Raw genomic sequence first — 20,628 nt, 5'->3', positions numbered from 1 at the left:
TCCACAATCAGCGCCGGCTCCATCGCATTCTCAAGAAAATGCTCGACCTGTCACAAACCATCTTGCAGCGTACCACGGTGGGAGTACCCAGGCGGATGCGCGTGCCGCGTGGCGAGAATCCTTAACTTAGTGCCATTCGTGTCTGTCCCTGTTGTTTCACACATGTTCCAGCTCGGGGTCATCACGGATATACGCCAATTGTTGTCCTAAGTAGGGCAGCGTGGGCAAGCCATGCCACTGGCGCACCAAATGGTAGACGGGTGAAGTCAACAACCGACAGGCATCCACGGCTTCGAGCCACTCCGCCCGGCGGATTTCAGACACCACGTTCTCCTCTGGCAAAACACCAAAATCCCACGCCCCACACAGTCGCGCCAGAAAGTCCACGCGGTCAGCCAACGTGTCCAACGACCGAGGGGCTTCCCTGTCCGGGTACAATGCCCCATCGATCCATGGCGAATCGGAACTAGGACTGGAGGGCATTCAGAAACCCCTCTCTAAACCATTTCCGGAGCTGTTCGGCTTCAGCCTGCTGGTGGCCATCAGGAATTTGAGCCAAGGGACGATGTTGTTCAATTCTCGCCAAGTGCGTCTGAATGGCGAGGCGGGCACGCGTGCTGTCGGCATCACTTCCTGCCAACCGCTGGCGTTGCCGCCAAAGATTCCAACAGGACTGCGGGGTCGCCAATCCCCCCTGGCACAAGGCGTAGATATCGCGAAAGTCCCTGGGGGGGCCGCGTTCAATGAGTGCCACCATTTTGCTGGCTAACAAGTCGGCAAAACTGTCCAGAAGCACGGCGGTCCCCGGGGCTGGGACAGAGGGCTCCAGTTGGGCCGAACGGCGAGCAATTTGAAAACTAAACACGCTCTTTCCCTCGCGCTTCAATTCAATGCTGACCACATCACCCCAAGACCGCGTTTTGACCTCGCCAAAAGATCCAAGAGTCGCTTCGATCACCCGAACCACTTGCTGCTGATCCTCTGAGGTCGCCGAAGGGGTCCACCACGCATACACATCGTGGGTGGGTCGATAATCGAGATAATGCAACAAGCCGAAGCCGCCGCCGAGAGAGATCTTATCTCCCAGGCCATGGACCACTAATGCCTGCAAACATGCCTCACTGTGAACGGGCCAATGGGTTGGGCGATGGGGGTTCCGAATATCCATGAACGCGATTCTATCCCAAATCCCCATTTCGCCCAAGCAGCCTCGACGGCTCGCGCATCGAGTCCGGGGACTGACACCTTCTCGCTGATAAATCTGGAGGAATGGCACCCCGGCAGGTGTCTGTCCCCTTTGTGCCCACGGGCGCGGGGACTGACACCTTCTCGCTGATGACTCCAGAGGAATGGCACCCCGGCAGGTGTCTGTCCCCTTTGCGCGCACGGGCGCGGGGACTGACACCTTCTCGCTGATGACTCCAGAGGAATGGCACCCCGGCAGGTGTCTGTCCCTTTTTTAGCCTCAATAGCGCCCGTGGCGGGTGGCGTTCGTAATGTCAGTGAGCATTCCAGGCTCTTCAGGAGTCTCCAGCATTTTTCGCCATTCTGCTGGAGTAAACGCTGCTTGCCACAAGTCCATGCTTAGTAATCCGCTTGGATCATGACCTGTAACATGAGCTCTTGCACTTGACCATGGGTAGTCCCATGCCTGCTTGACCATCCGGGCCCGGACTGGATTTCTCTCGATATAACACAGCGCACTCCATAAATCAGGTGGTTCCAAGGGACACGAAAAAAATCGATTCTGCCACAAATGACCACTGCGCCCTTGCTTTAAGTTATTGTGTTGAGAGTACCGAGAGTGGACCTTTCCCAGCGCTTTGGCCAAGGCATTGGCTTCAGGCGGGAGCAGTACCAAATGAACGTGATTGGTCATTAAGGAAAATCCCAGCATATCAACGTTAAACTTGCGGATGTAATTTTCCAACAAGCAAAGGTAGAAGCGACGATCTTCATCATCAAAGAAGAGCGTCTGCTGATTATTTCCACGTTGTGTCACATGGTGGGGAACATCGACAGCAACGGTTCGAGCGGTACGCGCCATTTGATCCCCCTTTCCAACCAGGACAGACATCTGGCCTCTCGGAAATCACGAGGTGACAAACCAAGAAGGTGACGGTCCCTTTGGTGGTATGGGGGTGAACAGGACTATTTTATGAGAAGATTAAGAATCATTCAACAGCAATCAATTAGTTTTTTTCAGGGGATTCTGCTTTTACTCGCGCAGGATTTTTGCGACAAGGGACAGACACCTGGATTCCAGAAACTTTCAAAACGGTCGAGCGAATAGGTGTCTGTCCCTGTCTTGGGGACTGACACCTTCTCGCAAACAAATCCGGAAGAATGCCAACAAGGCGGGTGTCTGTCCCCTTTGCTCACGGCAAATCCTGACAAGGGACAGACACCTGGATTCAGGGAACTTTCAAAACAGTCGAGCGAAAAGGTGTCAGTCCCTGTTACAAAAAAAAGCGATGGTCCCGATTCCTCGGGACCATCGCCTGGAGTTGAAGCCGTGCATCCTTTACTGAACTGGATCGAATTGCGCCTTACCGGTCGGGAATGCCGCCGAGCCATCAGTCACATTGTATCGAACCACAGCATCAGTGCCCGTTATGTAACCATAACGCGCATTACCAACGATAGGAGTTTGAGCAATGCCGTAGGCAGTTGGGACCGCTCCACCAACATCAGCACCGCTGCCTCCTTTATCCGTTACCGCTGCATCTTCCGCATAAACCTGCCCATGAAGTCCAGGAGCCGCGGCCACACCGGCAAACCGACCGTCCAGCATGCCAGCCGTCATCAGGTCAGCCAATGAGGCGTATTGCTGGGAGTTGGACGAAGAATAAGTCACTTCGGCCGTGTTAATTGTTCGCAAATCGCCCACTGCTGCTGATTCGTTGGTTGATTGACGCGAACGCAGCAAGCTGGGGATGGCGATCGTGGCAATGATCAGGATGATCGCTACGACGATCAGCAGTTCTAGGAGCGAGAAACCTTTCTTATTATTCTTTTTCATGATTAGATCCTCCGGAGATTTATCGACCGCGATCATCGCAGCCTGCCCTGTTTGATGCACCCCGGATTCCAAAGGTCTCGGTCAAGTTGACCGGACCGGGGACTTGATGTAACCCCATGAAAATAATTGGCTTAGATTGGTACAGTCGAAATTGCTTCACGGGGACGATCTTTGTCAGTGGATCTCGAGGCGGTACTAATTACAATTTCTGTGAGTCCCCATAACGTTTTGTGTCAGGGAAGGGGACGTGCAGCTTTGCTAAGAAAAGGCCCGCATTTTCTCTAGCGAACGTGCTAACATCTCCCCGTTGGGCATCCCCCCACTTCCGACCACAGACGGACATATTGCTTTTTCTATCGAACGGGCTGTCCCCAAACGGTTGGCGATTCCCCAACTCCGTAGGAGTGCCATCTTTATAGTATCGCCGACACCCCCCGCACCCTGAGGTGAAACCCCGTAGGGGTGACATCTGCGCTGCCGAAATCAAATGGCTGGTGCAATACCGTGCGGAGCACGGCCTGCACAATAGCCCACCCAGATGCCGCCCCTACGGGGTTCAAACCCTGAGCGAAGGGGGGAGGGCCGAGCGCTATAAATATTCCACTCCTGACGGAGTTGGGGAATCGCGCGTTCCGGGGTGCAGCGGATCCCATTGGTGTCTCGACACCGGAGCGAGGTTCCAAGGGTCGAGAGACCACAAAGCGATACCTCCCATTCTCTAGCGAACGTGCTAACACCTCCCCGTTTGCGCATCCCCCAACTCCCGACCACAGACGGACATATTGCCTTTCCTATCGAACGGGCTGTCCCCAAACGGTTGGCGATTCCCCAACTCCGTAGGAGTGCCATCTTTATAGTATCGCCGAACCTCCCCCCACCCTGAGGTGAAACCCCGTAGGGGTGACATCTGGCCTTTCAAACCCCCGCTTCAAAACTCAACGGACTCGAAGATGTATTTATGATCATAGGGGATCTGAAACTTCTCCAAGAGCTCTAGATATTCCTGCTGAAAAGTTCTCCTCGCATGGTGCTTTTCCTGATTCTGGATGTAGCGGATCACTGCGGTCAACTGGGAATGAGAGTGCGAAAATGCCCCGAATCCCTCCTGCCATTCGAATTTCCCGCGAATCCATCCACACCGGTTGATGAACCCTGATGATCCAGCTTTAATTGCCCGCACCAAGTCTGAAAGGGCAATGTCAGGTTTCTGACCAATCAGCATATGAACATGGTCCGGCCGGTTGTTGATGGAAATGAGTTTCTGCTTTTGAGCGGTGACGATCCCTGTGATGTATTTCTGCAACTCGTCGTTATGCCTGGGATGGATCAAATTCTGACGCCCTTGGACTGCAAACACCAAGTGGATGTAAATCTGGGTATAGGTATTGGCCATGAGGTTTTGCTCCTATGGGAACAGGGGGGGCGCTTGCCTACCTGACAGAATACCACGTCGGATGCAGGTTTTCCCGAGAATTTAAGGGTAACCGAGATCGGAGATATTGAAGATGTCACCCCTACGGGGTTCAACCACGCAAAAATGGGAGAGGACTGAGAGCTATAAAGATGCCACTCCTATCGGAGTTGGGAGATTGGACGTTCCGGGGTATGACACTTCCGAATGGTGTGTTGGCGCCAAATCCAGGTTCCGGGCGGCCGGAATATTTGCAAGAATGAATCGAAACCGTTTCAACGATTTCACATACTAAACCGATGAATCGGTTTGAAGGGAAGCAACGGAATTCGCACACACCCTGATAACTCGGGGTGCTCTGTCTGTGCAAGAAACTTCCTGTTCTTTCTGGGGGTCACCCGGGCGCCTTCGCAATCATCTTCTGCTTCCCCTACCTCGAATTCAATTCCGATTCTATCTTCTTCCTCAATGCTTCATCCCTCACATCCTCGAGCGCTCGGCTCCACTGCGCCCGCGCTTCCGCATCACGATCGAGACCCTTCAAGGTCTTCCCGTATTGCCAGCGTGCTTCCGCATCTTCCGGATTGATCCGCAACAGATGGTCCCATGCCTCCACAGCCGCCCGCAGGTCACCACGGGCCATTTGAAGCCGGGCGAGGTTGTAAAGGGCTTCCTTCGATTGAGGGTCGACCGCCAACGCCGAGCGAAATGTCTTCTCTGCGGCGGGGACGTTGTTCATTCGGAACTGAAGCGTTCCCAGATTGATGTATGCCTCGACCAGATGGGGATCAAGCTGGATGGCGCGCTCAAAACTCCGGGCGGCGAGATCGGTTTCAGAAAGGTTCATCCGGGCCATGCCGAGGTTGTTCATGACCGCAGGGTCGTCGGGCGCGAGTCTGGCCGCTTCGAGCAGCTCCTGCTCCGATTCTCGAAAACGCCGGTGTTCCAACAACGCCAGTCCCAGATTGTAATGCACGTCCCAGGATTGGGGGCGGTTCGTCTCCGCCCTGCTCCACAAGGCCACAGAATCGTGCCAGGTTCCGTTCTCCCGGGTGACCCCAATCAAAAGAGCCGTCAATAGGACCCCCACCCATGCCGCTTGGACGCCCACGGATTGGACCTTGTTCAGCAGCCATATCATCAGCAACGCAATCACGAGACAAAACCCAATGGACGGCAGGTAGGCGTACCGGTCCTGGACAAGGTATTCCGGATGAAAAACCCTCAAGTTCAGCACGGGGAGCAACGGCGCCCAAAACAACAGGCCTGCAAAAACCAGGGCGTCCGCAATAGGATTTTCTCGAAGACCTCGCCAGATCCAATACAGGGCTGCTCCGAGGATCAAAACGATTATCGCGGGGAACAGAAATCCGGTCGACGTAGCCGCGTGGACGAAGTCTGTATCGTAAAGGAGACTCAGGCGAAACGGGAAGAGCAAATGGGTGAGGTAACTCAGAACCACCGCGGGGATGGTCAGGACGACATTGAGGGCCGTGAGACCCTGGTTGAGCGGATGATTCAGGCTTGCAGAACTTGCCGGATTGTATCGGACCGCCACGAAAACGATGCTAATTACTAGAAAACCCGAAGCATGGAGAAACACACGACCCAGATGCCGACGGGAAAATCGGGAGCTTGGGGTTCTGTGGCCTTCACCCAGGGAGAAGTATTCCAGACCGAGTATGACGACCGGCAAGGCCAAGCCGGTTTCCTTGCACAGGATCGACAGTATGAAAAAGAAAAACGCCATCACCCAGGAAACGATCGAATGAGTCCGCCGGGCCCGAAGGTACGATAAGAGAGCGGCAAGAAAGAAAAGGGCCACGAGCAACTGGGGGGCGGCACTGATCCAGGCCACCGCCTGCGCATGGATCGGATGCACCGCGAACAAAGCCGCCGCGATGACCGCCAGGGACTTCCGTTTCAGGGCGGCGGAGATCGCGAAGAAGACCAGGCAAGAGACCCCCGCGTGCAGCACGATGTTCAGCAAGTGCCATCCGGGCGGCGAGAGATGAAACAAGCGAAAACCGAAGTGGAGCCAGAGGGTGTAAAGGCGTCCGTAATAAGGGAGTGCGACATCCCTGGAAGAATGAGTTTGAAATGCAGACAGATCGTTAGTAAACACCCCGGCCAGGTCCAGGGGGCCGCGGAGGCTTCGATTGTTGACGATATATTTGACGTCGTCGAAGACAAATTCGCCGGACAGGGAGTTGGCAAAGGCCAGGAGAACAAGCAAGAGAAGGGCGATCAGAATCTTAGAGGTGGGAAGGGACTCGATCCAGGAAAGCTCGAGCGAAGAGAGTCGCGGGGCTTCCTTGGGATTCAATGAGGAACTATGAACTCCTGATTTGGTTTTGGATCGCACGGAGATAACGTTCGAATGATTTGGCAGGTTCTGTCACCACCTGGGTGGCTACCGGTGTTGTTGGATTCGTTCTTTGCAGCACCCCGATTTATCGGGGTGTCAACTGTGCCCAACTACTTCCCAATCAAACCGATTCATCGGTTTCTCCCCCAAGTTTCATAAAACCGTTGAAACGGTTGCCTTCGATTTTTGACAATATCGTGACACCCGGATAAATCCGGGTGCTCCTGGAATCAAACTGATTCGGATGACCCCTGGTTCACCCGGATAAATCCGGGTGCTGTTCAAATCCAAACTGATCTTAGGGATACCCATTTCGCCCCGATAAATCGGGGTGCTGTTGGATTCGTTCTTTGCAGCACCCCGATTTATCGGGGTGTTAACGATCCCTCCGACTCTCCTTCAAACCGATTCATCGGTTTCCGCAACTGAAAATCCATACTTCTTCAGGATGCTTTGATACTCCTCTGCAAACGTCTTTCGACGGTGATGCTCGTCCTGATTGTTGATATACAACTTGAGCCGCTCCACATGCGATGGGCTCACGGACAAAGCCGCATATCCCCGCTGCCAGGAGAACTTTCCGCGGAGAAGGTTCTGCTCATTAATCCAGTGTGAAGATTCTCCTTTCAGAAGTTTAACGACATCATCAGTTTTCTGAGTGCTCTGAAGAGAGATCAGGCCATGAACGTGCTCCATTTGAACATTCAGGGTATCACAGTGAATATCATTCTCCCTCGCATAGTCGACCAAATGCCGACGAAGGAGAGGACGAACATCCTTCGTGAGCATTCGTTCACGACTCTTGGTTGCCCAGATAAGGTGAATGAATATCTTCGTGTGTGAGTGGAGCAATGCGGTCTCCTCTGGAAACCGTTGAAACGGTTTCTACTTCGTTTTTGGTAATTCATCGACACCCGGATGAATCCGGGTGCTCCTGGAATCAAACTGATTTGGATGATCCCTGGGTCACCCGTATAAATCCGGGTGCTGTTGGATTCGTTCTTCACAGCACCCCGATTTATCAGGGTGTCAACTGTCCCCACCCATTTCGGTATTAAACCGATTCATCGGTTTCTTCCTCAAACTCCACAAAACGGTTGAAACGGTTGTCTTCGCTTCTTGATGCTACGGCACCACCCGGATGAATCCGGGTGCTTCTGGAATCAAACTGATTTGGATGACCCCTGGTTCACCCGGATGAATCCGGGTGCTGTTGGATTCGTTCTTCACAGCACCCCGATTTATCGGGGTGTCAACTGTCCCCACCCATTTCGGTATTAAACCGATTCATCGGTTTCTTCCCCAAGCTCCATAAAACCGTTGAAACGGTTGACATGCGTTTCGTTGTTTCATCAACACCCGGATGAATCCGGGTGCTGTTGGAATCAAACTTATTCTGATGATCTCAGGTCCACCCGGATGAATCCGGGTGCTGTCGGAATCAACATGATTTGGATGATCCCTGGGTCACCCGGATAAATCCGGGTGCTGTTAGAACCCCTGTTTGCAGCACCCCGATTTATCGGGGTGTCAACTGTCCCCACCCATTTCGGTATTAAACCGATTCATCGGTTTCTTCAGGGTCTCCTCATTTCTGAATATTATATTTCGCCATGTAGTGCCGGAAAGAGCGGTAGGTCATTTTTAAGAGCTCCGCGGCCCGGGTTTGGACGCCGTCGGCTTTTCGCAGGGCGGCTTCGAGAAGTTTCTTTTCCACCTCGGAGATCTGCTGATCGAAATTGACCCCCTCCTGAGGGAACGACGCCTCGATTTCAGGAATCTTGATCTCGGGCATCACGATACGCTCCGGCAATCGCTCCAGTTTCAGGGTCTCGGTGGATTCAAACGCCACGGCGCGCTCGATCGTGTTCTCGAGTTCGCGCACATTGCCCGGCCATGCATAGGCCTCCAGGGCTTCGTACACTTCCGGTTCCACCCCGAGGATCGATTTACCCATCGATTTTGAAAACCGTTTCATGAAGTGATCGGTCAGCGCCCGGATGTCCTCCTTCCTTTCCCGCAAGGGAGGCACGGGGATGGGAATCACCGAGATTCGATAATACAGGTCTTCACGGAAGCCCTTTTCGGCCACCATCTTTTGCAGGTTGCGGTTGGTCGCCGCGATGACCCGCACTTCCACTGAGATTTCTTCGGTGCCTCCGACGGGGCGGATCTTGTGATCCTGGAGGACCCGCAGCAGCTTCACCTGCATGGTGGGGCTCATTTCGCCGATCTCATCCAGGAAGACGGTTCCCCGGTCCGACACCTCGAACAACCCCTTTCGATTACTGGCGGCGCCAGTAAACGCCCCTTTCACGTAACCGAACAGTTCCGACTCCAAAAGCGTCTCGGGAAAGGCGCCGCAGTTAATGGAAGTAAAGGGCTCCAGCTCCCGCGGACTCAACCGATGCAGGGCCCGGGCCACCAGTTCCTTCCCCGTGCCACTCTCCCCCGTAATCAGAACCGTGCTGTTGGTCGAAGCCACGGTGTGAATCAACTCGGTCAGCGCCCGCATGGGGGCGCTGGTGCCGATGAGGTTTTCAATGCTGCTCAAACGTCCGAGTTCACGTTTCAGGTCGCGGTTCTCCTGCCGGACCTTCACTTCCTGCATCTCTTTCTCGACCACCACCTTCAACTCGTCAACAAAGCTCTCCGTTTTGATAATGTAGTTGTTGGCCCCCATCCGGAGCGCCTGGATGGCCGTCGAAGTCGAGGCAAAGGCGGTCATGAAAATGAAGACGGCGTCGGGCAGCAGCGCCCTGGCTTCTTTCAGAAGCTCAAGCCCCGTCATGCCCGGCATCTTGATATCCGAGACCACCAGATCCACGGATTCTTTGGAGAGCAGGTCCAGAGCGGCACGCCCACTGGAAGCCGTTTTCACCTCGTAGCCATCCCGCTTGAAAACAATTTCCAGCAGATCACAAATCGATTTTTCGTCGTCAACGATGAGCAGTTTCATAAAACGCATTCAGGACGCGGATGAACACCGATGAACACGGAAGTACTTGGGTTAAGAGCAAAAGCGAGCGTCCAAATGCTCTCGACCCACATCAAAATGACGCACGAACTGAAGAATCTCACGTCCATCATACCGGCCGACTCAATTCATTCCTGATTAATTCATTATCCGTGTTTGTCAGTGTTGGTCCACGTCCTGTCAATGGACCTGGACCGGAACCTGGCAGGGGAGAGAGATTTCGAACACGGAGCCCAGTCCCTCGCTCGAATGGGCTTCGATGCGGCCATGATGCGCCTGAACAATCTGATAAACAATCGCCAACCCCAACCCGGTGCCATTGGCAAATGAAGAGTGAAAGGGCTCGAAGATTCTGTCAATCCGCTCTTCTTCAATGCCCACGCCGGTATCCCGAAACACTATCCTGACCTCGTCATCGCCGGCCTTCTTCAGTTCGATGGTCAGCGTTCCCCCCTCGGGCATCGCCCGGATGGCATTATGCGACAAATTCCAGAACACCTGCTTGATGAGATCGGGGTCGAGATGGCACTCCAGCGGGTGCTGGTCCGAGATGCTTTCGATCCGGTGCTGCGCGGTGACCTCAGGGTTGTTGTACAACAAAGTCACCGTGTCTTCCATGAGCTCATTCAAATCCACGGTCCGGGGGTTATAGGTAATCTGGCGCGAATAAATCAGAAAGCCATCAATAATCTTATTGAGACGCTGTGACTCGTGGAGCACGATGCTCATCAACTTGTCCTGCTCATCGGTCAAGGGGACTTCTTTTCGAAGCAATCCCACCGAACCGGAAATAGAGGCGAGCGGATTGCGGATCTCATGGGCCATCCCCGCCGCCATTTCACCCACGGCGGCCATGCGGTCCTTGGCGCGGATTTCTCCCTCCAGTCGCTTCATTTCAGTCAGATCCTGAAAATTCACGAGGTATCCGATCAAAACATGCTGATCGCCGTAAAGCGGCGAGGCCGAGAGCCCGAGAAATTTCTCCTCCCCCGGCCGGTTGCGAAGAATGGAATCGACACGGACGTTGCGGCGTCCATCACGCAGTTGATGGATGCAACGCTCAAAGTCGACGTCGGGAAAGGTTTCCTTGATCGATCCGCCCAGCACCTCGACCAGGCGACGCCCGACGATTTCTTCCCCGGCAGGATTGAGCATGGTCACCTTTCCGTCGAGGTCGGTTGTCAACAGCCCTCCGCGCAGGCTTTGAATTATGTTTTCGTTCAGCGCCTTCAAGCTGGCCAGCGCCCCGGTCTTATTCACCAGCTCCGCGCCCTTGCGCCGGAGGTTCTCCGACAGATATCCACTGAAGTATCCGACCACCAGAAAGGCGAAGGTGTTCAGGGTAATGAACGCAATCAATGTCCTCAAAGAGGGATGCGTGAGAGCATGGGTAGGAAGGAATCCCGCCTGGGTTAAAAGGAGAAGAGAGGCGTGCACCATCGAGGCCGAAAAAGCAGTGAGCAGGGCGCCCTGCTGGTACAGCACCAAACTGGAAAATGCGATCGGCAGAAAATATAGAATCGAAAAATAGCTTTCGGTCCCTCCAGTGTAATAGATAATCAGGGTAATAATGACCAGATCCGTGACGATATGACAGAGGGCCTGGAACAAGTAATTGGAAGCGTAATTGACCCACAGGGAATAAATCAGGGTGAGGGAAAGAGCGACCAGCAGGACCCCCATCACGGCCCCAAAAGGCACTCGCGGGGTCGCAATCCGTTCCACCCCGACCAAAATGCCGAGGATCACCGTGTAGACGATGACGCGAAGCTTGAGAAACCACAGCAACCAGTCGCGGGTTTCAGTCGCTATTGTGACGTTTGCCACTCAGGATTTCTCCGAGGCGAAAGATAGGTAATAGGCTGTAGATCATAGGTGATAGGTTATAGGAACCCAGGTGAAAGGGCCCAGGCTTTTCGCTATGAACAATAGAAAAATGAAAATGTGGGCGTGGAAGGAGTTCGTGAATCAATCGGGAGGGGGAGCCACACTCCGGCTAAAACCTATCACCTATACCTTGTCCCCTAACAACTATCCACTATCACCTATGCCCTAACACCCATCCCCTACCCCGACAGCTTATCGATCAGTGTAAACAGCGGCAGGTACATGGAAATCACGACCCCGCCTACCACCGTGCCCAGGAAAACGATCAGCAGGGGTTCCATGGCGGTGAGCAAATCCTTGACGCCGGCATCGACCTCTTCCTCGTAAAACTCGGCAATCTTGGTGAGCATGGAGTCCATGGCGCCGGTTTGTTCTCCCACGGAGATCATCTGGGTCACCATTGGGGGGAAAATTTTGGATTGTCTCAGGGGATCAACGATGGTGCGTCCCTGTTCCACGGCTTTCCGGGTGTCCATGATGGCCTTCTCGATCACGGCATTTCCAGCCGTTTTTGCCGTCACATCCAAGGCCTCCAGCAAGGGCACACCGCTGGTGATCAAAGTGGAAAGAGTTCGCGAGAAGCGGGCGACCGCAATTTTTCGAAGCAGGATCCCGAACACAGGAAGTTTTAACAAGACGGCATCCACATTATAACGGCCGGCCTGCGTGGAGTAGTAGGATCGAAATGCGACAATGAATATGCCCAGACCAAACAGGATGAACAGACCGTATCGCGTCAAGAAATGGCTCGCGCTAATGACGATCTGTGTCGGCACCGGAAGTGCAACCCCCAAACCGGCAAAGAGGGTCATGAAGGTGGGCACCACGTAGACCAGAATCAGGGTGACCACGCCCATTGCGATGGCCAGGATGGAACAGGGATAGATCAGGGCGGAGCGAACGGCCCGCTTTAATTTCACCGCCTTCTCAATGTAAGTGGAGAGGCGCTGCAAAATGGTGTCAAGGATACCCCCCGCTTCTCCGGCGGCAATCATGTTGGTAAAAAGAGCATCAAACACCTTGGGCTGATTCCGCATGGCATTGGCGAGCGTGGAACCGCCTTCCACATCGCCACGGACGGTTTCGACTGCCTTCTTGAAGACCTTGTTCTCCATCTGCGAACTGAGGCTTTCGAGCGCCTGCACCAGGGGCAAGCCGGCGTCGATCATCACGGAGAACTGCCTTGTGAAAACCGCCAGATCCTTGGCCTTGACCTTTCCCCCGAACGTAGGGAGAGCAAATCCCTTTCGCTTCTCTTTGATCGCCATAGGACTGACCTGCTCACGACGCAGCATGGCTGCCAGCACCTGCTGGTTGTCGGCCGCGCGCTCTCCCGAAATCGTGGTTCCTGTTCTTGTTCTTGCTCGGTAAGTATAGACTGGCATCGCTGATCTCCTTTAAACCTTCATTGCTGAAGCTGCGAGATTTCGAAAGATCCTGCGAACTCAACTATCTGGAACGACCGCGCGTTGCCCCACTCTGAGGGTGGTCTAATGCGAAGCCTTATAAGCGGGATGAACCGGCCGCTTGTATGCTTGAGTCACCAGGCCGGCGCCGCGGTTAATCATCTCCTGCAGTTCGTCCACATTCGAAGTTTGGCTCAACGCCGTCTGGAGCGTGATCTGCTTCTGGAAGTAAAGCGACGCCAACGACTGGTTGAACGTCTGCATCCCGAACTTCTCCTGTCCCGCCTGCATGGACGAGTAGATCTGATGGATCTTGTCTTCACGGATCAGGTTGCGGATCGCCGCATTCGGAATCAGAATCTCCATGGCCATCACCCGCCCGCTGCCGGAGGCCCGGGGCAACAGTGCCTGCGTGAGAATGGCTTCGAGCACCAGAGAGAGTTGCGCCCGGATCTGGTTCTGCTGGTGGGAGGGAAACACGTCCACAATGCGGGTAATCGATGAAATGGCCGAATTGGTGTGCAGGGTGGCAAAGGTCAAGTGGCCGGTTTCAGCAATGCGCAGCGCCGATTCGACGGTCTCGAAGTCCCGCATTTCACCGATCAGGACGACGTCCGGATCCTCGCGCAAGGCCGATCGAAGGGCATCACTGAAGGAATGGGTGTCGTTATTCACCTCGCGCTGGTTGACGATGCAATTCTTGTGAGGATGCAGGTATTCAATGGGATCTTCGATGGTGACAATGTGTTCGTGCCGGTCGGCATTAATCTTGTCGATCATGGCGGCCAGGGAAGTCGACTTTCCGCAGCCGGTGGGCCCCGTCACCAGGATCAACCCGCGCGGCTTATCGCACAAGGTGCGGATGATGGAGGGCAGGCCCAGTTGGTCGAAATTCCGGATGGAAAAGGGGATATTCCGAAAGACCGCCGCGACGGCTCCGCGCTGGTGAAAAACGTTGGTTCGAAAACGCGCCAGCCCCTTGATGCCAAATGATAGATCGAGCTGGAGGTCCTCTTCGAGGCGTTTTTTTTGCGCGTCCGTCAGGACGCTGTAGGCGAGCTGTTTGGTATCGGCAGGGGTCAGGGGAGGCGTATCCAGCGGACGCAGCACGCCGTCCACGCGGATTTGTGGAGGTGACCCCGTGGTGATGTGAAGATCACTCCCATTTTGCTCCATCATCGTTTTCAAAAGGTCACTGAGCGAAAGCATGAAGAATCCTTTCCTAACCTGACCAACATCAAGTGGACGAACATTCGCGGGACCGATCCGCAGGATTGCCGCCGGGGGTCCGGCCTCCGAGGCCGATGGTCTGTCTCACTGCCAATACGTCCATCCCCCTGCCGCTCCTGTTTGGTTCAGTCGATTCCCTCCCGCGGTCTGCGGTAATCCCCGCTTTTTCAACTTCCAACCCCGCGTAAATCCCTGTTTCCTCCTGCCGAATGGTCTTAACAGTCTTATCGGACCATTACCAAAATATTTCAGATGTATTTTTTGCTTGTGATGCAGATCACAAAGTGGGTAGTATTTTTGAATCTTGGGGTTCTGACGACCCGACCCCGATTCTTTCCCGGAGGATAGGTTTCAGACCAAAACCCACAAATTTTAACCCCAGGTCCTCAGTTGAAGCCCGAAAAAGGTACCGGTCCGAGAGGAGGTCTGGAAATCTCCATGGGATGGTCCGATCGGGGAACATCCATGGGTTCTCTTCTCCCTCTTCCTGGAAATACGATCCCCAGCCAAAATTCGAGGCCCTGCTGCGCGGGTTCCCTCTTCGGGGTGGCGACCCCCCTAGCCCAGCAGATCCCAAATCTCAAATCTGAGATTTCAGATCTTGCCGGCGGATCGGGTGAAGGCTTGTGTCCACGCCGCAATCGGCCCTTGGCGTCGCTATGCCACCCTCAGCCGGTTCCCGTCGGAGGCAACAGCAGTACTCAACCGGCGCAGGGTTTCGGTTCCTGCTCGCGGAAAGATAGGAATAGTCCTTCGATCTTCCCTGCAATCCCTTGGAGATTCCCCCCGGGTTTTCAACTTCGGAATTCAGGTTGAAGAGGATCAGGTGAGAATTACAACAGAAGGAAAACCAGAGTTCATCGTCCCGGGGATTATTCGGCTGACTCGATCAAAACGCCGGGGTCTGCCCGCGCCTTACCCCCGGGATCATAGGACCGTCTCACGGAGTGCTTCTTCGAGGGTTGTCACTCCATCTCTTATTTTCCGCAGCCCGCTGCCGCGCAAGGAAATCATTCCGTTCTCAATCGATTTCTTGCGCAACTCTAATGCGGACGCCCCGACCAACACCAGTTCCCGAATCTCATCGGTGATTTCCATGACCTCGTACAATCCCACGCGTCCCTTGTAACCGGTCCCGTTGCAGAGGGGACATCCCTTCCCCTTGTAAAGTTTCAGTTTCTTAGCTTCCTCGGGGGAAAATCCGGCTTCGACCAGCACTTTCTGCGGCGTGGGAATCTCTTCTTTACAGGCCTTGCAAATCCGGCGCACCAGGCGCTGGGCGGCGATCAAATGGACTGACGTTGCTACCAGGAAAGGTTCGATTCCCATGTTCATCAAACGCGAAATCGTTGAGGGGGCATCGTTGGTATGCAACGTGGACAGGACCAGGTGACCGGTCAAAGCGGCTTTGATGGCGATCTCCGCCGTTTCGAAATCACGAATTTCACCGACCAGAATAATATTGGGATCCTGGCGGAGGAAAGCGCGCAAGGCGGCCGCGAAATTCAGGCCGATCTGTTCTTTCATCTGGACCTGGTTGATGCCCTGCAACTGGAACTCAACGGGATCTTCCGCTGTCATAATGTTGGTTTCGGGCGTGTTCAGGCGCGAGATGGCCGAATAAAGCGTGTTGGTCTTGCCGCTGCCGGTGGGACCCGTCACCAACACCATCCCGTAAGGTTTCAAGATGGCCTGCTCGAATTTAACCAGCGACTCCGACTCAAAACCCAGCCGGGTCATATCGAGCATCAAGTTCTCCTTGTCCAACAGACGGAGAACCACTTTTTCGCCGTATAAGGTCGGCAGGACGGAAACGCGGAAATCGAGTTCCTTGCGTTTCCCCTGATGCCTCATCTTCATCAGGATGCGGCCGTCCTGGGGCAGTCGTTTTTCCGAAATATCGAGCTTTGCCATGATCTTCAATCGGGAGATGATGGCATCCCTGAGTTTCAGGGGAGGCGTCATGATGTTATAAAGAACGCCGTCCATGCGGAACCGCACCCGGTATTCTTTTTCGTACGGTTCGAGATGAATATCGGATGCCCCCCGCCGAAGGGCGTCCACCAGGATGAGATTCACGAGCTTTACGACGGGAGCCTCCTCGGCCGCGCGCTCCAGCTCGGCGAGGTCAACCTGCTCTTCGGCACCTGTCTGAAGCTCCACATCCGCATCGATTTCGCCGGCGATGATTTCCCCGTCGCCTGCACCGCTGATCGATTCCATCACCTTCTTGAGTTCGATGGCGTGCGGCGATCCGTAGTACTTCTCGATGGCCTCCGTAATCGATGACTCTGACGCCACGACGGGTTCGATGTTAAAGCCCGTCATGAACTTGATGTCGTCGAGAGCCGTTACATTGGTGGGATCGAGCATCGCAATCGTGAGCACCGATCCGACCCGGCTCAGGGGGAGCAAATGGTATTTCTGGGCGGTCTCGCGGGGGATTAAATTGATGACGGTAGTGTCAATTTCGAAATAGGAGAGATTGATGGATGGAACCCCGTAACGACGGGAGAGGACTTTTGCAATATCCTCGTCGTTGACGTAGCCCAACTTCACAAGGCATTGGGCCAATCGATTGCCCGAACGGCGCTGCAGCTCAACCGCTTCGTCCAGTTGTGTCGTGGTAATCAGATTCTCGCTGACGAGAAGATCACCCAGTTTTGACGCCATGCCTTCTCTTACCGACACAAACACCCCTCCAGGAATGCTCTTTCGCAAATATCAACGTCACTCAACACAAATAATGGGGAGATCCTTAACGAATGTTTCAAGAGAAAATGCCGGCGGCCATGTCCCGAGTGAATTTTGATGATGGGGCCCGGGTCTTCTCCACCAGCCCTTGCGCCACTCTGAGGCAAAAGTGACAGAATCCATGAATTTCTTTGAGGCTTGACGAGGGAACGGACAACTCCCTCCGCTCGGGCCAATCGAAGGATCTTAAGGTCGGGGGACCAAGTGTGGGTCAATGAAACCAATACTCGATGGCCGAAAAGACTCTCTTACCGAGAGGGATGGAAACATAACCCTGGCCTCGACAATCACCTCGATCCTTTGGGGTAACCTCCTGAATCGTCCAAGGCAGATTTTGACCCAACCTCCAAAAAACTCAATATTAGCCGCTGTTACCGACACTGACTCCTTTGCCTGCTTGCGTAACATAGTGAATCACGCATGCAAAGTCAAGGCCTTTCAGGAGGTGCATTGTCCACATCCGGACACCTCAGGCTTCCTTGTCTTGACTCCCTTTCTCCTGTCGCGATAGAGTGAGCAGAGCAGTGTGGTTGAATTGCAACAGTCGAGACCTACGGACAACCTGATGGAGGTGACGGAATTCGGAGACCAGGAAGCAGAAAGAAAACCGACCGGCCTTTGCTTGAGGCGTTCCAACTTCTGGATAAGGTGCTGGGGCCGCAACATTGGTGGCCGGGAGATTCTCCATTTGAAGTGATTGTCGGGGCGATATTGACTCAGTCAACCGCCTGGACGAATGTCGAGAAGGCGATCGGGAACCTGAAGCGCGAGGGACTGCTGACCCCCATGACCCTTTCCCGGGTCGGGCTTCGAGAACTCGCCGCTCACATTCGCTCGTCGGGCTATTTTAATCAGAAGGCCCGGCGACTGAAGAATTTCCTTTCTTACCTGTCCCGCTATGGGACACTGGACAGGATGTTCCAGGAGCCGACGGAAACCCTGCGGGAGGAATTGCTCGCAATCGAGGGTCTGGGGCCGGAGACGGTTGATTCAATTCTGCTTTATGCTGCACAGCGCCCGGTGTTTGTCGTTGATGCCTACACACGGAGAATTCTTTCGCGTCACGGCTGGGCCGACGAGAAGGCGGCCTACGGGAAAATCCAGGGTTCATTCGATTCTCAGCTTCCGCGTGATGAGTCGCTTTTTAACCAGTATCATGCCCTGCTCGTAAATGTCGGGAAAAACTATTGTAAGCGGAAGGAGCCGCGATGTTCGCAATGCCCATTGCAGCCCCTGTTACCCGAAGGCCCGAAACCGGAGGGGGGCCACCGATGATTCAAGACCCCGGTAATTTGACATGACCCCGAGAACAAAGAAGATATGGGCCCTGGCGGGGATCGCCGCTCTGATCCTCATCCTGGTCGCCATTGTATTCATCGAGGCGGCATTCAATATCTCGAAGTTTCTGTCCCCCTCCGACCCGTCTCAGACGGTGGTGCTCTTTGCGCTCACGACGCTCATTGTTGTGGCCCTGATCGTGTTCTCCCTGATCCTTTCCCGGTATCTCATCAAGATCTATGTGGAGCGGCGATCCGTGAAGCTTGGCTCCAAGTTCAAGACCAAGTTGCTCGGCGCCTTCCTGGGACTGGCGTTTATCCCGGCCATTTTCCTATTCATCTTCGCTTATGGGCTCATCAATCGCAGCCTGGACAAGTGGTTCAGTGTCCCGGTCGACACGGTTCTCGACAGCGCCCGCGACATCGTCGCCCAGTATCAAGGGGTTTTCGCGACCCAGACCTATTTCTACGTCAAGCAGCTGGCGAGCTCTCCCGTGGTTATCGCTGCTCTCAGGTCGCACGACACCACCAAGCTCCAGGCCTTTATCGGGCAATCGGCGCAGGAGTTCCAGGTGGAGGGTGTTGCCCTCTACGACCGGGATGGAAAAGGGATCCTGCTCTACCATTTGCCTTCGGCGGAGCAATGGACACGTCCCATGGGACAGGAGTTCACCCAGGCGGCGGCTGCCCTCAAGGAGACCGCCGAGATTTCACGCGAAGGCCAGATCAACGGCCGGCCTTTCTCCCTGGCGGGTACCGGCATTTTTGATGAGCGATTGCATCTGGTCGCCTCGGTGTCCGCGCTCAATTTTTACCCCTCCAACCTGCAGGAAAAGATCGAGCAGATCAATACCGAGCGGGCCAAGTACTCGGCGCTGGCCCGCGACATCAAGACCTTCAAGAAGGTCAAGGTCCTCACGCTCCTCTTAATTACCCTCTCCATCCTTTTCAGCGCCTCGTGGATAGCCATCTACCTTTCCAAGCGCATCACCGTGCCCATCCAGGCCCTCGCGGAAGCGACCCAGGCCGTGGCCTCCGGCGATCTGGACTACCGCGTTTCGGTGGAAGCCCAGGACGAAATCAAGCTTCTGGTCGATTCCTTCAATGCCATGACGCAGCAGCTTCACGAAAAGAATCGGACCATTCAAAGATCGACCGAAGCCCTCGAACAGGCGAATCGCGAGTTGGAAGCCCGGCGGCATTACATCGAAACCGTGGTGGAGTCGATTCCGACCGGGGTGATCTCATTGACGAATGATTTTCGGGTGACGCAGTTGAATGGCGCCGCCCAGCGGATGCTGAATTCTGAAGTGGGACCGGTGTGCTCGCTCCTGGATGTGTTTGGTCCCACCGTCACTCCCCTGTTGGAGCAGATCCTCGGGCGGGCCCGGGTGCTTTCCATTGCCAGCCGCGAGATCACTCTCTCAATCGGCGGGGAGAGGAGTCTCTACTGCGCCATCACGGCCTGTGCCCTGCGCGAGGGCAGCAATCAGGATCTCGGTTTTATCCTCGTCGTCGAAGACCTGACGGAGTTGCTGAAGGCCCAGAAGAGCGCGGCCTGGCGCGAGGTGGCGCGGCGTATGGCTCACGAGATTAAGAACCCTTTGACGCCGATCCATCTGAGCGCCGAACGGATCCTAAAGAACCTGACGCGCGCCCAGGATCCTCCGGGCAGCGTCGCCAATGCCAACCGGATCACGGGGCCGCTGGGCCAGCTGATTGCGGAATGCGCCTCCACCATCACGCAGGAAGTTTCCGCGCTGAAGAACCTGGTCGATGAGTTTTCGCGCTTTGCAAGGCTCCCCTCCGCCGATCCCGTCCCGAGCAACTTGAATCGGATCATTGAGCAGACCCTCGCGACCTACGATGGACGCCTGAAGGATATCGCCATCGAAAAGCATTTCCGCGATGGACTGCCCAATGTCAAGGTGGACCCGGAGCAGTTCAAACGGGTGCTGATCAATCTGATTGACAATGCCGTGGAAGCCATGGCCGATGTGCCCGAGAAACATTTAAGGTTTCAGACACGATTTGATGAGCGGCGCGAGACCGTGGAAGTGGCGGTGGAGGATTCCGGCCATGGCGTGCGCCCCCAGGACAAGGACAAGCTTTTCCTCCCCTATTTTTCAACCCGGAAGCGGGGCACGGGGCTGGGGCTGGCCATCGTCAATCGCATCGTCGCCGATCACAATGGCATTATCCGGGTGGAAGAGAATCCTCCACACGGCACTCGCTTCATCATCGAATTGCCCGTCCTCAGCTCCTGAAGAACACCGGCCGGCAATTCAAGGAGAGG

General features: G+C 54.8%; 14 protein-coding genes. 2 read left to right on the top strand and 12 right to left on the bottom strand.

The genetic code is table 11. The features are described from left to right. Positions 1–156: 156 nt before the first annotated feature. From LAO21_20400 to pilB, 12 genes are all read right to left on the bottom strand, one after another. Entirely contained in the window at positions 157–483 is a 327-nt protein-coding gene (locus tag LAO21_20400; protein MBZ5555083.1) for a hypothetical protein, read from the bottom strand. After that, complete coding sequence (locus LAO21_20395) at positions 467–1,168, bottom strand: nucleotidyl transferase AbiEii/AbiGii toxin family protein (GenBank protein ID MBZ5555082.1); 702 nt, start codon at positions 1,166–1,168, stop codon at positions 467–469. Before LAO21_20395 ends, LAO21_20400 begins: the two co-directional genes overlap by 17 nt. A gap of 297 nt (positions 1,169–1,465) precedes the next feature. Further along, the gene (locus tag LAO21_20390; protein ID MBZ5555081.1) at positions 1,466–2,047 is read right to left on the bottom strand and encodes a transposase; all 582 of its coding nucleotides are present in this window, start codon (positions 2,045–2,047) and stop codon (positions 1,466–1,468) included. Between the two features lie 477 nt (positions 2,048–2,524). Beyond that, positions 2,525–3,022 (bottom strand): prepilin-type N-terminal cleavage/methylation domain-containing protein, encoded by a 498-nt coding sequence (locus LAO21_20385; GenBank protein MBZ5555080.1) that lies wholly within the window; start codon positions 3,020–3,022, stop codon positions 2,525–2,527. Positions 3,023–3,950: 928 nt separating this feature from the next. Next, the gene (gene tnpA, locus LAO21_20380) at positions 3,951–4,415 is read right to left on the bottom strand and encodes an IS200/IS605 family transposase (protein ID MBZ5555079.1); all 465 of its coding nucleotides are present in this window, start codon (positions 4,413–4,415) and stop codon (positions 3,951–3,953) included. A 448-nt stretch (positions 4,416–4,863) separates the two neighbouring features. After that, positions 4,864–6,759, bottom strand: a complete 1,896-nt coding sequence (locus LAO21_20375; protein ID MBZ5555078.1) for a tetratricopeptide repeat protein — start codon at positions 6,757–6,759, stop codon at positions 4,864–4,866. Between the two features lie 441 nt (positions 6,760–7,200). Continuing rightward, positions 7,201–7,653: an IS200/IS605 family transposase gene (gene tnpA, locus LAO21_20370; GenBank protein MBZ5555077.1), complete on the bottom strand. Its 453-nt coding sequence runs from the start codon at positions 7,651–7,653 to the stop codon at positions 7,201–7,203. A gap of 736 nt (positions 7,654–8,389) precedes the next feature. After that, a complete protein-coding gene (locus LAO21_20365; GenBank protein MBZ5555076.1) occupies positions 8,390–9,760 on the bottom strand; it encodes a sigma-54 dependent transcriptional regulator in 1,371 nt (456 codons plus the stop codon). 198 nt (positions 9,761–9,958) lie between these two features. Further along, positions 9,959–11,605 (bottom strand): PAS domain-containing protein, encoded by a 1,647-nt coding sequence (locus LAO21_20360; GenBank protein MBZ5555075.1) that lies wholly within the window; start codon positions 11,603–11,605, stop codon positions 9,959–9,961. Positions 11,606–11,844: 239 nt separating this feature from the next. Continuing rightward, the gene (locus LAO21_20355; protein ID MBZ5555074.1) at positions 11,845–13,050 is read right to left on the bottom strand and encodes a type II secretion system F family protein; all 1,206 of its coding nucleotides are present in this window, start codon (positions 13,048–13,050) and stop codon (positions 11,845–11,847) included. A gap of 105 nt (positions 13,051–13,155) precedes the next feature. After that, positions 13,156–14,280, bottom strand: coding sequence for a type IV pilus twitching motility protein PilT (locus LAO21_20350; protein MBZ5555073.1), 1,125 nt, complete (start codon positions 14,278–14,280; stop codon positions 13,156–13,158). Positions 14,281–15,228: 948 nt separating this feature from the next. Further along, a complete protein-coding gene (pilB, locus tag LAO21_20345) occupies positions 15,229–16,974 on the bottom strand; it encodes a type IV-A pilus assembly ATPase PilB (GenBank protein ID MBZ5555072.1) in 1,746 nt (581 codons plus the stop codon). 699 nt (positions 16,975–17,673) lie between these two features. On the opposite strand from pilB, the gene LAO21_20340 reads away from it, so the two are divergent. Continuing rightward, positions 17,674–18,330, top strand: a complete 657-nt coding sequence (locus LAO21_20340; protein ID MBZ5555071.1) for an endonuclease III domain-containing protein — start codon at positions 17,674–17,676, stop codon at positions 18,328–18,330. Positions 18,331–18,352: 22 nt separating this feature from the next. Further along, a complete protein-coding gene (locus LAO21_20335) occupies positions 18,353–20,599 on the top strand; it encodes a HAMP domain-containing protein (protein ID MBZ5555070.1) in 2,247 nt (748 codons plus the stop codon). Positions 20,600–20,628: the final 29 nt, after the last annotated feature.

Source organism: Terriglobia bacterium, assembly GCA_020073085.1.
Taxonomy (GTDB): domain Bacteria; phylum Acidobacteriota; class Terriglobia; order JAIQFV01; family JAIQFV01; genus JAIQFV01.
This window is presented reverse-complemented; position numbering and strand designations above follow the sequence as displayed.